General features: G+C 70.9%; 13 protein-coding genes. 5 read left to right on the plus strand and 8 right to left on the minus strand.

The annotated features are described in order from the left end of the window. Positions 1–12 precede the first annotated feature (12 nt). Positions 13–1,212, plus strand: coding sequence for a mannose-6-phosphate isomerase, class I (manA, locus tag ACIBEC_RS37040; RefSeq protein WP_360502452.1), 1,200 nt, complete (start codon positions 13–15; stop codon positions 1,210–1,212). A 118-nt stretch (positions 1,213–1,330) separates the two neighbouring features. Here manA and ACIBEC_RS37045 read toward each other — a convergent pair whose 3' ends face one another. Together ACIBEC_RS37045 and dnaB are read right to left on the minus strand one after the other, a co-directional pair. After that, positions 1,331–1,618, minus strand: coding sequence for a LysR substrate-binding domain-containing protein (locus tag ACIBEC_RS37045; RefSeq protein WP_360502454.1), 288 nt, complete (start codon positions 1,616–1,618; stop codon positions 1,331–1,333). 138 nt (positions 1,619–1,756) lie between these two features. Beyond that, the gene (gene dnaB / locus ACIBEC_RS37050) at positions 1,757–3,385 is read right to left on the minus strand and encodes a replicative DNA helicase (RefSeq protein WP_360502457.1); all 1,629 of its coding nucleotides are present in this window, start codon (positions 3,383–3,385) and stop codon (positions 1,757–1,759) included. A 451-nt stretch (positions 3,386–3,836) separates the two neighbouring features. Here dnaB and ACIBEC_RS37055 point away from each other — a divergent pair, with 451 nt between their 5' ends. Further along, entirely contained in the window at positions 3,837–5,186 is a 1,350-nt protein-coding gene (locus ACIBEC_RS37055) for an MATE family efflux transporter (protein ID WP_360502460.1), read from the plus strand. Positions 5,187–5,258: 72 nt separating this feature from the next. Here the strand turns inward: ACIBEC_RS37055 and rplI are convergent, their stop codons facing one another. From rplI to rpsF, 4 genes are all read right to left on the minus strand, one after another. Continuing rightward, the gene (rplI, locus tag ACIBEC_RS37060) at positions 5,259–5,705 is read right to left on the minus strand and encodes a 50S ribosomal protein L9 (protein WP_360502462.1); all 447 of its coding nucleotides are present in this window, start codon (positions 5,703–5,705) and stop codon (positions 5,259–5,261) included. A gap of 17 nt (positions 5,706–5,722) precedes the next feature. Further along, a complete protein-coding gene (gene rpsR / locus ACIBEC_RS37065) occupies positions 5,723–5,959 on the minus strand; it encodes a 30S ribosomal protein S18 (RefSeq protein ID WP_030059640.1) in 237 nt (78 codons plus the stop codon). Positions 5,960–6,038: 79 nt separating this feature from the next. After that, the gene (locus ACIBEC_RS37070) at positions 6,039–6,647 is read right to left on the minus strand and encodes a single-stranded DNA-binding protein (RefSeq protein WP_360502464.1); all 609 of its coding nucleotides are present in this window, start codon (positions 6,645–6,647) and stop codon (positions 6,039–6,041) included. Between the two features lie 96 nt (positions 6,648–6,743). After that, positions 6,744–7,034 (minus strand): 30S ribosomal protein S6, encoded by a 291-nt coding sequence (gene rpsF / locus ACIBEC_RS37075; protein WP_360502466.1) that lies wholly within the window; start codon positions 7,032–7,034, stop codon positions 6,744–6,746. Positions 7,035–7,352: 318 nt separating this feature from the next. On the opposite strand from rpsF, the gene ACIBEC_RS37080 reads away from it, so the two are divergent. The 3 genes from ACIBEC_RS37080 to ACIBEC_RS37090 all read left to right on the plus strand — a co-directional run bounded on the left by ACIBEC_RS37080 (position 7,353) and on the right by ACIBEC_RS37090 (position 10,015). After that, positions 7,353–7,652, plus strand: a complete 300-nt coding sequence (locus tag ACIBEC_RS37080; protein ID WP_360502469.1) for a hypothetical protein — start codon at positions 7,353–7,355, stop codon at positions 7,650–7,652. 196 nt (positions 7,653–7,848) lie between these two features. Then, complete coding sequence (locus tag ACIBEC_RS37085) at positions 7,849–8,967, plus strand: peptidoglycan bridge formation glycyltransferase FemA/FemB family protein (protein ID WP_360502471.1); 1,119 nt, start codon at positions 7,849–7,851, stop codon at positions 8,965–8,967. Positions 8,968–8,980: 13 nt separating this feature from the next. Continuing rightward, positions 8,981–10,015: an alanine racemase gene (locus ACIBEC_RS37090; protein ID WP_360502474.1), complete on the plus strand. Its 1,035-nt coding sequence runs from the start codon at positions 8,981–8,983 to the stop codon at positions 10,013–10,015. A 12-nt stretch (positions 10,016–10,027) separates the two neighbouring features. Here ACIBEC_RS37090 and ACIBEC_RS37095 read toward each other — a convergent pair whose 3' ends face one another. Together ACIBEC_RS37095 and ACIBEC_RS37100 are read right to left on the minus strand one after the other, a co-directional pair. After that, positions 10,028–11,605: a glycosyltransferase 87 family protein gene (locus ACIBEC_RS37095; protein WP_360502476.1), complete on the minus strand. Its 1,578-nt coding sequence runs from the start codon at positions 11,603–11,605 to the stop codon at positions 10,028–10,030. Between the two features lie 159 nt (positions 11,606–11,764). Next, positions 11,765–14,218 carry a transglycosylase domain-containing protein gene (locus tag ACIBEC_RS37100; RefSeq protein ID WP_360502478.1) on the minus strand — a complete coding sequence of 818 codons (2,454 nt, stop codon included), beginning with the start codon at positions 14,216–14,218 and terminating at the stop codon, positions 11,765–11,767. Positions 14,219–14,495: the final 277 nt, after the last annotated feature.

The following is a 14,495-nucleotide window of genomic DNA, read 5'->3' on the forward strand; positions in this document are numbered from 1 at the left end:
AGGACCGCGCGCATGGACAGGCTCGTCAACACCGTCCGCCCGTACGCCTGGGGGTCGCTCACGGCCCTGCCCGAGCTGCTCGGGCAGCAGCCGACCGGGGAACCGCAGGCCGAGCTGTGGATGGGCGCCCACCCCGGCGACCCGTCCCGCGCCGACCGCGGGGACGGCCCGCGCCGGCTGGACGAACTGATCGCGGCCGACCCCGAGGGCGAGCTGGGCGCCGCGAGCGTGGCCCGGTTCGGCCCGACCCTGCCGTTCCTCTTCAAGGTCCTCGCCGCGGGCACCCCGCTGTCCATCCAGGCCCACCCCACGCTCGACCAGGCCCGCGCCGGCTTCGCCGCCGAGAACGCCCTCGGCATCCCGCTGGACGCCCCCGAGCGCAGCTACCGCGACGCCAACCACAAGCCCGAAATGGTCTGCGCGCTGGGCGAGTTCGAGGGCCTGTGCGGCTTCCGCCGGCCCGCCGAGGCGGCCGAGCTGATGGCCCGGCTCGGGGTGCCCGGACTGGACCCGCTGATCGACCTGCTGTGCGTCGAGGACGAGTCCGAGGCGCTGCGCGGCACGCTGGCCGCCATCCTCACCATGGACGACGAGACCGCCCGGAAGACCGTCCGGGAGACCGCCGAGGTGCTGGCGGAGTGCGACGCCCGTGATCCGGACTGGTACTACGCGCCGTACGCCCGGATCGCCGAGGACTTCCCGGACGACCGCGGCCTGATCGCCGGCATGCTGCTCAACCACTTCCGGCTGCGGGCCGGCGAGGCGCTCTACCTGGGCGCCGGGGTGCCGCACGCCTACCTGTCCGGCGTCTGCGTCGAACTGCAGGCCAACTCCGACAACGTGCTGCGGGCCGGCCTCACCCCCAAGCACATCGACGTGCCGGAGCTGCTGAAGGTCGTGGTCTTCGAGGCCGGCGACCCCGAGGTGCCGGCCCCCGTCCCGGTCGAGGCCACCCCGGGCGAGGAGCTCTACCCCGTCCCGATCGACGAGTTCCGGCTGTCCCGCTTCGCGCTGGACGGCGTCGAGCGCGCGATCGACGGCCGCACCCCGCAGATCCTGCTCTGCACCGAGGGCCGCGCCCGCCTCACCGCCGCCGACGGCACCGTCCTGGACCTCGCCCGCGGCCAGTCCGCCTTCCTCCCCGCCACCGGCACCGCGACCCGCCTCTCCGGCACCGGCACCACGCTCTTCCGCGCCACCGTCACCGTCTGAGTAACCGTCTGAACCACCCTCCGGCCGCCCCGGCCGCCCCGGCCGGGGTGGTCGTGGCGGCCGCCGTCCGTCTCGCGAAGGTGGCGGAGCCTTCTGGGACGTCCGAGCCGGGACTTCGTCAGGCTCCGCCCGGTGGGTCGGGTGTGCGTTGCGGGGGTGCCTCCCAGGTGGCGGTGGTGTCGCGGGCGACGTCGTGCAGGAGGTCGACGAGCTTGTCCGCGAGGGGTGTGAGGCCGGCGTCGGACTTGGTCACGGCGTAGATCTGGCGGTAGGACCTGGGCCGGGCCAGTTCGCGGTGGGTGGTGCCGCGGGCGTGGGTCAGGGCCAGGCGGGAGACCAGGGCCACGGCGATGCCGGTGCCGACGAGGGCCTGGGCGACATCGTAGGACTCCGTCTCGAACCGCACGGTGGCTCCCGAGCCGTCGGATGGACCGGCCCGCCCGCTCCGGCCCATCCGCGCGGGGCGCCGAAGGGGACCCGAAGGCACCACCGGCGCGGTGAAGCACTCCCCCGGAGCCGCGCCGAAGCAGGGCTCGAACCCGGGTCAGTCCCGGGTCATGTCGACGAAGCGCGAGTAGTGGCCCTGGAAGGCCACCGTGATGGTCGCGGTCGGACCGTTACGGTGCTTGGCGACGATCAGGTCGGCCTCGCCGGCGCGCGGGGACTCCTTCTCGTAGGCGTCCTCGCGGTGCAGCAGGATGACCATGTCGGCGTCCTGCTCGATCGAGCCCGACTCACGCAGGTCCGAGACCATCGGCCGCTTGTCGGTGCGCTGCTCGGGGCCACGGTTCAGCTGGGAGAGCGCGATGACGGGGACTTCCAGCTCCTTGGCCAGCAGCTTGAGGTTTCGGGACATGTCCGAGACCTCCTGCTGGCGGTTCTCGGCCCGGCGGGAGCCGCCGGACTGCATCAGCTGGAGGTAGTCGATGACGACCAGCTTGATGTCGTTGCGCTGCTTGAGCCGGCGGCACTTGGCGCGGATCTCCATCATCGACAGGTTCGGCGAGTCGTCGATGAACAGCGGCGCCTCGCTGACGTCGGGCATCCGGCGGGCGACCCTCGTCCAGTCGTCGTCCGTCATGTTCCCGGAGCGCATGTGGTGCAGCGCCACCCGGGCCTCGGCGGAGAGCAGACGCATGGCGATCTCGTTGCGCCCCATTTCGAGCGAGAAGATCACGCTCGGCAGCTTGTTCTGGATCGAGCAGGCCCGGGCGAAGTCCAGCGCGAGGGTGGACTTACCCATGGCGGGGCGGGCCGCGATGACGATCATCTGGCCGGGGTGCAGGCCGTTGGTGAGCGCGTCGAAGTCGGCGAAGCCGGTCGGCACGCCGGACATCTGGCCCTGCCGGGAGCCGATCGCCTCGATCTCGTCGAGGGCGCCCTCCATGATGTCGGCGAGCGGCGCGTAGTCCTCGTTGGTGCGCTGTTCGGTGACGGCGTAGATCTCCGCCTGGGCGGCGTTGACGATCTCGTCGACGTCGCCCTCGGCCGCGTAGCCCATGCCGGCGATCCGGGTGCCCGCCTCGACCAGGCGGCGCAGCACGGCCCGCTCGTGGACGATCTGGGCGTAGTACTCGGCGTTGGCCGCGGTCGGGACGGAGTTGACCAGGGTGTGCAGGTACGAGGCACCGCCGACCCGCTGCAGCTCGCCGCGCTTGGTCAGCTCGCCGGCCACGGTGATCGGGTCGGCAGGCTCGCCCCGGGCGTAGAGGTCGAGGATCGCGCCGTGGACCATCTCGTGCGCGGGCCGGTAGTAGTCGGCGGGCTTGAGCACCTCGACCACGTCGGCGATGGCGTCCTTGGAGAGCAGCATGCCGCCGAGGACGGACTGCTCGGCGGCGAGGTCCTGCGGGGGGACGCGCTCGAAGCCGTCCACGCCGCCTTCTCCGTCGCCCTCGCCACGGCGCTGCCAGCCGCCCTCCCGCCGGCCGCCCTCGCGCGAGGAGCCGTTCCGGCCGCCCTTGCCGCCCTGGGAGCCGCCCTTCTGGAAGCCGTCGCGGCCACCGCCCTTGCCACCCTGGCCGCCGCGGCTGTGGGAGACCGGGAGCCGGTCGCCGGGGCCGTCCGGGAAGGGCGCGTCATCGAAGGCGGTGGCCGGGAAGGGGTCCTCCGCGGTCTGCCAGTCCTCCTCCGGCGGCGGGGCGTCGTGGTCGTCGTACTGGGGGCCGGTCACGCGTGTTCCCCGATCAGCGAGTGGTGCGAGTTTGGAGCGGGCTTGCCGGTGGCTGGGTGGATCGGATCCGCTCCTCTTTGTACGCCACGGCCCCGACAAATCGGACGCCGGGGCGGCGGGAGTGTCGGGCGGAGAGCCCACGCTAAGGCGCCGGACGGCCTTGCGCCAAGGCGGTTATCCACAGGGGGTGTGGATGAGCGGCCCCGACCTGTGGAGAACTGCCGCAAAGCTGTGGACACCCCTGTGGACGTCCCTGTGGATAACCAGACGATCGATCCACCGTCAACTTGCTGACCTGGGATTACCCCTTCCGAGGCCTGTGCATGAGAAATTCTTCACACACCTCCGAACGGCTGTGGGCACGGAGCGTGCGAACAGCGTCGCTCAGGACTTCGAGTAATGGCCACAACCCACTGTGATCCATTACCTGTGGATGAGTAGCCTGGAGCCCATGACCGCCTCGCCGCCCAACGACACATCGTCGGCCCCCGACCGGCGCCGGCACGACCGGGAGATCCTCGCCCTGGCCGTCCCGGCCTTCGGCGCACTGGTCGCCGAGCCGCTCTTCCTGATGGCCGACTCGGCGATCGTCGGCCACCTCGGCACCCCCCAGCTGGCCGGGGTCGGCGTCGCCTCCGCCGCGCTCACCACCGCGACCGGCGTGTTCGTCTTCCTCGCCTACGCCACCACCGCGGCAGTCGCCCGCCGGATCGGGGCCGGGGACCGCCGGGGCGCCGTGCAGCAGGGCATCGACGGCATCTGGCTCGCCCTCGGCCTGGCCCTCCCGGTGGTCCTGCTGACCGTGCTGGCGGCTCCCTGGGTGGCCGACGTCCTGGGTGCCTCGCCGACCGCCGCGCCCTACGCAGTGACGTATCTGCGGATCAGCTCCCTGGGCATCCCGGCGATGCTCATGGTGCTGGCCGCCACCGGCGTGCTGCGCGGACTCCAGGACACCCGGACGCCCCTGCTGGTGGCCGTTGCGGGCTTCACCGCCAACATCGGCCTGAACGTCGGTCTGGTGTACGGCGCCGGCCTCGGGGTGGCCGGTTCGGCCTGGGGCACCGTGCTCGCGCAGACCGCGATGGCCGCCGTCTACCTGGTCGTGGTGGTCCGCGGCGCCCGCCGGGAGCGAGCCTCACTGCGGCCGGACGCGACGGGCATCCGGGCCTGCGCCAAGGCCGGCGGCCCGCTGCTGGTCCGGACGATCAGCCTGCGCGCGGTGCTGATGATCGCGACCGCGGTGGCCGCCCGGCTGGGCGACGACCAGGTGGCCGCGCACCAGATCACCATGACGCTGTTCAGCTTCCTGGCGTTCGCGCTGGACGCCATCGCGATCGCCGGCCAGGCCATCATCGGCCGCTACCTGGGCGCCACGGACGCCCCGGGTGCCAGGGCCGCCACCCGGCGGATGGTCGAGTGGGGCGTCGGTTCCGGGGTGGTGCTCGGCCTGCTGGTGGTCGCCGCCCGCCCGCTGTACGTCCCGCTGTTCACGCCCGATCCGGCCGTCCGGGCGCAGCTGGACACCGCCCTGCTGCTGCTGGCGCTGAGCCAGCCGGTCGCCGGCCTGGTCTTCGTGCTGGACGGGGTGCTGATGGGAGCCGGGGACGGCCCGTACCTGGCCTGGGCGGCGCTCGCGACCCTGGCGGTGTTCGCCCCGGCGGCCTTCGCCGTCCCGGCCAACGGCGCCGGGCTGGCCGGGCTCTGGTGGGCGATGAACCTGTTCATGCTGGTCCGCGCCGCCTTCCTGGTCTGGCGCGCCCGTGGCGGCAAGTGGCTGGTCACCGGGGCCGTGCGCGGGTAGCCCGCGCGCCCGGGAACGACCGAGGGCCGGACTCCCGGAGGAGTCCGGCCCTCAGGCCACTGCGGGGGGAACTCAGGCAGCGACGACCGCGATGTCCAGGTTGGCCTGGACGTCGGAGTGCAGCTTGACCGAGATCTTGTGGGTGCCCACGGTCTTGATCGGCGAGGCGATCGCGACGGCGCGCTTGTCCACAGCCGGGCCGCCGGCGGCCTTGATGGCCTCGACGACGTCGGCCTGGGTCACCGAGCCGAACAGACGGCCGGCCTCACCCGAACGGACGGCCAGCTTGACCTGGACGCCCTCCAGCTTGCCCTTGACCTCGTTGGCGGCCTCGAGGGTCTGGATCGCGTGGATCTTGCGGGCGCGACGGATGGCGTCGACGTCCTTCTGGCCGCCCTTGGTCCAGCGGATGGCGAAGCCACGCGGGACCAGGTAGTTGCGGGCGTAGCCGTCCTTGACCTCGACGACCTCGCCGGCGGAGCCGAGACCCGGCACCTCGTGCGTGAGGATGATCTTCATTACTTGGTCACCCTCTCTTAGCGCGCGGTGCTGGTGTAGGGCAGCAGCGCCATCTCACGGCTGTTCTTCACGGCCGTGGCGACGTCACGCTGGTGCTGGGTGCAGTTGCCGGTGACCCGGCGGGCACGGATCTTTCCGCGGTCGGAGATGTACTTCCGCAGCAGGTTCGTGTCCTTGTAGTCAACGTAGTTGACCTTGTCCTTGCAGAAGACGCAAACCTTCTTCTTCGGCTTGCGAGCAGGCGGCTTCGCCATTGTGTGCTCCATTTGGGGTTCACGGCCCGGCCGGCGTCCGGGGACGCCTGCGGCCGGGCCGCACGAAATCTGTCAGCTCTTAGAACGGGGGCTCTTCCGAGAAGCCGCCGCCACCGCCGGACGGGGCGCCCCAGCTGCCGCCCTGGTTTCCACCGGACGGGGCGCTGGAGGCCCAGGGGTCCTCGGAGGGGCCGGACTGGCCACCGGAGTTACCACCCCAGTTGCCGCCCTGCTGGCCGCCACCGCCGCCCCAGTTGCCACCGCCCTGGCCGCCGCCCTGCTGGCCGCCGAAGCCGCCACCGGGGCCGCCAGGACCGCCGGAGCGGTTGGCCCGGGTGACCTTGGCGGTCGCCGAGCGCAGGCTCGGGCCGACCTCGTCGACCTCGACCTCGAAGACCGTCCGCTTCTCGCCTTCCTTGGTCTCGTAAGACCGCTGGCGCAGTCGGCCCTGCACGATGACGCGCATGCCGCGCTGCAGCGACTCGGCCACGTTCTCCGCCGGCTGCCGCCAGACGTTGCACGTGAGGAAGAGGCTCTCGCCGTCCTTCCACTCGTTCGTCTGACGGTCGAAGGTGCGGGGGGTGGACGCGATGCGGAACTTCGCGACCGCCGCACCCGACGGGGTGAAGCGCAGCTCGGGGTCGTCGACGAGATTGCCGACGAGGGTGATGACGGTCTCGCCTGCCATGGTGGTGATGACCTCTCGGGAAGATGTCCGTTCACCGCTGTTTCACGTGAAACAGCGGACGCGAGCTACCCGAGACCCGAAGGCCTCAGAGGTGGCTCAGTGGGTGTCCGGGCGCAGGACCTTGGTCCGCAGAACCGACTCGCTCAGGCCCATCTGGCGGTCGAGCTCCTTGACGACCTCAGGCGTGGCCTTGAGGTCGATGACCGAGTAGATGCCCTCGGACTGCTTGTTGATCTCGTAAGCCAGACGGCGACGACCCCAGGTGTCGACCTTCTCCACCTTGCCGCCGCCGTTGCGGACGACAGTGAGGAAGTTCTCGATCAGGGGGGCGACAGCGCGCTCCTCGACCGAGGGGTCGAGGATGACCATCAGCTCGTAGTGACGCATGAGTAACCCACCTCCTTTGGACTCAGCGGCCACGGTCTCTCCGTGGCAGGAGGGTTGTGCGTAGCGTCGACACCGGTGCGGTGACGACTCCGGCCCACCGTAGCGGCCGGGTCCGACAATCGGCCCCCGTCCACCCCGGAGGGGTGTCGCCCGAAAGAGGGCGCAAGGGGGCACAACTACACCAGTGCAGACGGCACAGCCTACCCGCACCCGGACGGCCGAACAAAACGCATAGGGGTTGTGAGACCGACCCAACCGCCGCAATCTGGACGGAACGGGATTCCTGCCCGTTCGTCTCCACGCCAGGAGGTGGGACTCATGGCCCAGTCCGTCCACCGCATGCCCGCGCTCACGCTGAACACCGACGGCCACCCGCACCCCCGCGAGAACACCCTGGTGGCGCTCACCGCCGTCCTGGGCGTCATCGCCTTCACCACCTCGTTCTTCCACAACCTGCATCTGATGACCTCGTGGACCGGCCTGGCCGGCATCATCACGGGGCTCTGGGGGATGTTCGTCTCGGTCACCACCGCCGAGCGCTTCGTCCTGATGATCACGCTCGGCGCCTCCGCGGTCGGCTTCTACCTCGGCATCGCCCGGGGCGGCCTCTGGGGCTGAGCCGGCGACTCCGGGGCCGGACCGCCCCGGCCCCTCCGGAACCCTCGGCGCCCCCGCCGCGTATCTGCAAGAGGACAGGTACCCGACGGGGGCGCCGTCGTGCCCGCCGCGACGGGGGCACCGAGGGCCCCGGACGGTAGGGTCAGCCCGAGAACCCGGGGCCCACCGCAGCCCGACCGACGAGGAGCACCGAGCAATGAGCCTGCGCCTGAGGACGATCACCCGCGAGGAGCACCTCGCCTTCATCAGGAGCCGCGCCTCGGCCAGCCACATGCAGGTGCCGTCGTGGGGCGACGTCAAGGCCGAGTGGCGGTCCGAGTCGATCGGCTGGTTCGACGACGCCGACCAGCTCGTCGGCGCCGGACTGGTCCTCTACCGCCAGCTGCCGAAGCTCAAGCGCTACCTCGCCTACCTGCCCGAGGGCCCGGTCATCGACTGGTTCGACCGCGACCTCGACCGCTGGCTCTCCCCGATGCTGGCGCACCTGAAGTCGCAGGGCGCGTTCTCGGTGAAGATGGGCCCGCCGGTGGTCATCCGCCGCTGGAACGCCCCCACCATCAAGGAGGCCATCGCCGCCAAGCAGGCCAAGCGCCTGCGCGACGTCGAGGCCGACTGGTACGAGGCGCGCGCCTTCGAGGTGGCCGACCGGCTGCGCAAGGCCGGCTGGCTGCAGGGCGAGGACGGCGGCGCCGGCTTCGGCGACGTCCAGCCGCGCTACGTCTTCCAGGTGCCGCTGGCCAACCGCTCGCTGGACGACATCCACAAGAACTTCAACCAGCTCTGGCGTCGCAACATCAAGAAGGCCGAGAAGAGCGGCGTCGAGGTGTTCCAGGGCGGCTACGACGAGCTGCCGATCTTCCACCAGCTCTACCTGGTCACCGCCGAGCGCGACCGCTTCACCCCGCGCCCGCTGTCCTACTTCCAGCGGATGTGGAAGGCCCTCACCGCCGAGGACCCGAACCGCATGCGGCTCTACATCGCCTACCACGAGGGCGAGCCGCTGGCCGCCACCACGATGCTCGTGGTCGGTGAGCACGTCTGGTACTCCTACGGCGCCTCGGCCAACCACAAGCGCGAGGTCAAGCCGTCCAACGCCATCCAGTGGCGGATGATGCGCGACTCCTACGCCCTCGGCGGCGGTGTGTACGACCTGCGCGGCATCAGTGACACCCTGGACGAGAACGACCACCTGTTCGGCCTGATCCAGTTCAAGGTCGGCACCGGCGGCCAGGCTGCCGAGTACCTCGGCGAGTGGGACTTCCCGCTCAACAAGCTGCTGCACAAGGCCCTCGACCTCTACATGTCCCGCCGCTGAGGAGGCTGACCCGATGACGCTGTCGCTCTACCTCGACACCGAACGCTGGCGCACCCACCAGCGCTCCGTCCTCGCCGAGTTCCCCGGCCTGGTGCCGGTCGCCAAGGGGAACGGCTACGGCCTGGGCAACCACCGGCTGGCCGAGGAGGCGACGCTGCTGGGCACCGGTGTGCTCGCCGTCGGTACCGCGTACGAGGCGGCCGACGCCGCCGAGTGGTACGGCGGCGAGCTGCTGGTGCTCACCCCGTACCGGGTCGGCGAGGAGGTCCTCCCGATGCCGCACGCCCGGGTGATCCGCACGGTCGCGGGTGTGGACGCCCTGCGGACGCTGCACGGCACCCGGGTGGTGCTGGAGTGCATGACCACCATGCGCCGCCACGGTGTGAGCGCCGCCGACCTGAGCACCGTCGCCGCCGAGCTCGAGGGCGTCAGCTTCGAGGGCCTGGCGCTGCACCTGCCGATGGACCGGCCGGACGGCTCCAGCCCGGTCGAGGAGGTCGCGTACTGGGTGGACACCGCCCGTGCGGCCGGCATCCCGGTCCACACCGTGTTCGTCAGCCACCTCGGCGCGGCCGGCATGGAGCAGCTCGCCCAGCGCTACCCGGAGACCGTCTTCCGGGCCCGGATCGGCACCCGGCTCTGGCTGGGCGACCACGCCGCGCTGGAGGTCCGGGCCACCGTCCTGGACGTCACCCCGGTGAAGAAGGGCGACCGCTACGGCTACCGCCAGCACCCGGCGCCCGCCGACGGCCACATCCTGGTGGTCGCCGGCGGCACCGCGCACGGCATCGGCCTGGAGGCGCCCAAGTACGTGCAGAGCATGGCCTCGCGGGCCAAGGGCATCGCCCGGGCCGGTCTGGCGACGGTCAACAAGACCAAGTCGCCGTTCCACTGGGCCGGCAAGCAGCTCTGGTTCGCCGAGCCGCCGCACATGCAGGTCTCGCTGCTGTTCCTGGACGGCGAGACCGGGGCCCCCGCGATCGGCGAGGAGCTCGGTCTCCAGGTCCGTCACACCACCACGCACTTCGACCGCGTGGTGGACCGCTAGCAGCGGGACGGGTCACGGTTTCTCGGCCGGCTCCGACAGTTCCGGCTCACCGAGCCACTGCTCGGGGCCGGCCGGCGCGTACGCGGCGTAGGTCTCCTCCTCGCGCAGCCGCCGGGCGGTGCCCAGCACGAACACGTCCGGGGCGTGGTCGAGCACCCCGCCGGAGGGGTCGTCGCTGCCGTCCCAGCGGACCGGGTCGCGGTCCGGGTAGAGGACGTCGCGGACGACGAGGGCGACCAGGTAGAGCGTGCCGATCAGGTGCAGCGCGATCGCGAAGTGGTACCAGGCCTCGCCGATCCCGTGCTGCTTGGGCCCGGTGACGAAGCCCAGGTGGGACCAGATGCCCAGCGTGTAGAGCACCTCGCAGGCCTGCCAGATCAGGAAGTCCCGCCAGCGCGGCCGGGCCAGCGCCGCGAGCGGCAGCAGCCAGAGCGCGTACTGCGGCGAGTACACCTTGTTGACCAGCACGAACAGTGCGACGACCAGGAAGGCCAGCTGCGCGAAGCGCGGGCGGCGCGGCGCCGAGAGGCCGAGCCACGCCAGGGCCAGGCAGCCCAGCACCATCAGCACGCCGATGTAGAGGTCGAGGTCGGCCAGCCCGACGCCGCGGGTCTGCATCAGGATCAGCCAGAACGAGCCGTAGTCCTCGCCGCGGTGCTTGCTGAACACGTAGAAGGTCGACCAGCCCTGCCAGTTGGCGAGCATGATCGGCAGGTTGACCAGCAGCCAGGAGCCCACCGCGCCGCCGAGCATCACCCGGAACTCGCGCCACTTGCCGGCCCGCCAGCAGAGCACCAGCAGCGGGCCGATCAGCAGCACCGGGTAGAGCTTGGCGGCGGTGGCCAGGCCGATGAAGACGCCGGCCCAGCCCGGCCGGGAGCGGGCCCACCAGGCCATCGCCACGGCGGCCAGGGCGACCGCGAGCAGGTCCCAGTTGACCGTGCCGTTGAGCAGCAGGACGGGCGCGAGCGCGAACAGCAGCGCGTCCCAGGGACGGCGGCGGTGGGTGCGGGTGAGCGCCACGACCGCGACCACCGCGCAGGCCATCAGCAGCCCGGCGTTGATCGCCCAGAACCACTGCTCCTGGCTCTGCTGGTTGCCCCCGCCTGGCGTCAGCCAGGCCGCGACCTGCATGAACAGGCCGGTCAGCACCGGGTACTCGAGGTACTGCAGGTCCCCCGACGAGCCCGGGATGCGGTCCACGTACGGGTGCAGTCCGGCCGCGAAGCCGCGTCCGGAGAACAGGTGCGGGATGTCGCTGTAGCAGGAGTGGATGTACTGCGGCGAGCCCGGCTGGAACCAGGCCTGCTCGTAGCAGGGCAGCTTCTGCGCCATGCCGAGCACCGAGACCACGATCACCGCGAGCGCCAGGAAGCGCGCCGGGATCCACCAGGAGACGCCGAGCAGTGCCCGGCGCCCGGGCGGCCCGCCGATCACCTCGCTGCCGGCCGCCGCCACCGGGTCCTCGTCGGCCGGAACGACCACGGTGTCGGGCAGCGGCGCGGCCGTGGCGACGGCTGCCGGGGTGGGCCCTGCGGCGGCGCCGGGCCCGGCCGGTCCGGCGGTTTCGTCACGATCGCTCGACGTCATGCCGGACATCCTGCCGCACCATCCGCGCCGGGACGAGGAGGACCCCGCAACGGTCTGCGGAGGTCCGCGGGCGGCCGGGTCCGCGAAACCCGACGAAAACGGCGGTGGCGGCCCTCCGAGGAGGACCGCCACCGCCGTCGGCGCTTCACGTCGGGGGTGCTACCCCCCTACGGGCGGGGCGCCGGTGGGCGTCGACGTCGGCTTGCCGGTCGGCTTGCCGCCGCCACCCGGTGTGGAGCTGTCGGTAGGCGTCGGCTGCTGCGTCGGGCAGCCGATCACCGGGAGGCAGCTGTTGGTCGGGTGCGGGGTCTTGGTCTTCGTCGCGGTCGGCTGCGGGTCGCCGGGGCAGTCCACGCCCGGCACGCAGATCTGGGTGGGCTGCGGCGGCAGGGGCTGGGTGGGCTGCGCCGGCGGCTGGGTCTGCGTCGGGGCCGCTGGGCTGTCGCTCATGGTCGGCGTCGGCACGGGCGTGGCCGTGGACGGCGCACCGGAGGAGTCGACCTCGGTGCCGACCGGCTGCGGGGTCGGGAAGTCCAGCTTCTTCTCGTTGGCCAGCGCGACCTTCATGTACCGGGTGAAGACATCGGTCGGGATGTCACCACCGTGGATGGACTCCTTGCCGCCGGTGCCGTTGAGCGACTGTCGCTCGTGCTTGTTCGGGTCCTCGCGCCACATCGCGACGCTGGTCACCAGCTGCGGGGTGTAGCCGACCCACCAGGCCGACTTGTTCTGGTCGGTGGTACCGGTCTTGCCCGCGACCGGGCGGCCCAGGTCCTTGGTCTTGGTACCGGTACCCTTCGCCGCCACGTTCACCAGCACGTCGGTGACGTTGTCGGCGACCGTCGGCTCCAGCGCGACCTTGGCGTCCTTCTTGCCGAAGCCCGGGCGGTCCACGCCGTTCAGCTCGACCTTGGTGACCGAGTACGGCTCGGACTCCTTGCCGCTGGCCGCCAGGGTGCCGTAGGCGGTAGCCATCCGGATCGGGCTGATGGTGGAGGTGCCGAGCGGGAAGGTCGCGGTCTTCGGGTCCGCGAGGCTCTCCTTCTTGACACCCATCTGCACCGCGATGTCGGCCACGTTCTGGCCGCCGACGTCCTGGTTGAGCTGGACGAAGGGCACGTTGTACGAGTACTGCATGGCCTGCCGCAGCGAGACGTAGCCGTGCTTGCTGGCGTCCTCGTTCTTCTGGTGGTACGGCTTGCCGTCGTCGCCGATCACCAGCGAGCCGTCCGGCTTGCGGATCTCGGACATGTCGTCGGCCAGGTAGCGGCTGTCGGCGTTGATCCGCTTCGGCTTGCCGTCGTCGCCCTTCGCGGTCTGCACGCCGACCTGCATCGCGGTGGCCAGCACGAAGGGCTTGAAGGTCGAGCCGACCTGGACGCCGGAGGCGTCGGCGTTGTTGTCGAAGTGTCCGTTCTCCACGCCGTCACCGCCGTAGAGGGCGATGATCGCGCCGTCGCTGGGGCGGATGCTGGCGGAGCCGAACTGGATGTTGGTGTCGTTGTCCGGGCGCTTCTGCGGGTTGAGGTTCTCCGCCTTGACGTCGTCCACGGCCTTCTTCAGGGCGTCGACCTTGTCCTTCTCGAAGGTCGTGTAGATCTTCAGGCCGCCCTTGTCGATCACCTGCTGGGTGATCGTCTTGTCGTTGTTCATGACGTACTTGTTGGCGGTGTCGACCAGGTAGCTGATCTCACCGTTCATGTTGGAGCTGGGCTTCAGCGGGATCGGATCCGGGAAGGCACTGCACTTGGCCCGCTCCTCGGCGGTGACGGCCTTGGTCTTCACCATGTTGTCGAGGATCCAGGACCAACGCCCCTGGGCCCGGTCCTTGTTGGCCGGGTTGGTGGGGTCGTAGTACGCCGCGCCCTTGAGCAGGCCCGCCAGCATGGCGCTCTGACAGAGGTTGAGGTCCTTGGCGTCCACCCCGTAGTAAGCCTGGGCGGCGGCCTGGGCCCCGTTCGCGCCACGACCGAACCAGCTGGTGTTCAGGTAGCCCTTGAGGATCTCGGGCTTCCCCTTCTGCTGGTTGATCTTCAGCGTGATGAAGAACTCCTTCACCTTGCGGCTGAGGGTCTGCTCCTGGCTCAGGTAGGCGTTCTTCACGTACTGCTGGGTGATGGTCGAGGCGCCCTGGGTCTCACCTCCCTTCGCCATGTTGTAGACGGCGCGGAGCATGCCCTTGGGGTCGATGCCGCTGTCGGTGCGGAAGTCCTGGTTCTCCGCCGCGATCACGGCGTTCTGCAGGTTGGGGCTGATGTCGGAGAGCTCGACGATCTGACGGTTCGTCTGGCCCTTGCGGGTCATCTCGGAGCCGTCCGACCAGTAGTAGATCGTGTTCTGGCCCTGCACCAGCTTGTTCAGCTCCGGGACCTCGGTGGTCTGGTACAGGTAGAACACCAGACCCACGAAGCAGCCGAAGACGAGCAGGAAGCCGCTCAGCCACTGCTTCCAGGACGGCAGCCAGCGCCGCACCCCGGTCTTGCCGAACCGCGGGTAGTCGATGAAGCGCTTCTTGCCGGGCCCGGCGGCCGCGGCGGAAGCCGCGGCGGCACCGCTCCGGCCGCCCCCCTTGTCCTTCTTCTGCCCGGCCTTGCGCATCTCCGCACGGGTCATCCGGGGCTGCCGGGCGGTCTCCCGAACGCCCGGCGGGCGCCGGCGCCCGATCCCGTCCGAGTTCAACTCGTCGGGACCCGGCCCTCCCCGACGGCCGCCGCCTCCCGGGGGCTGCTGCCCGTCACCGCCCGGGTCGGGCGTCCTTCGCCGTCGTTCGCTCATCTTCCAGCCACTCCTCGCCAGGCGTCTCCAGCCTGAAGGCAGGGGTTCACGTCCGATGCCCGCAAACCGCCCTAACCCCGGAGGTGGTCTTCGTGCACACGCGACAGGGTACGCA

The organism is Kitasatospora sp. NPDC051164 (genome assembly GCF_044455625.1).
GTDB lineage: Bacteria > Actinomycetota > Actinomycetes > Streptomycetales > Streptomycetaceae > Kitasatospora.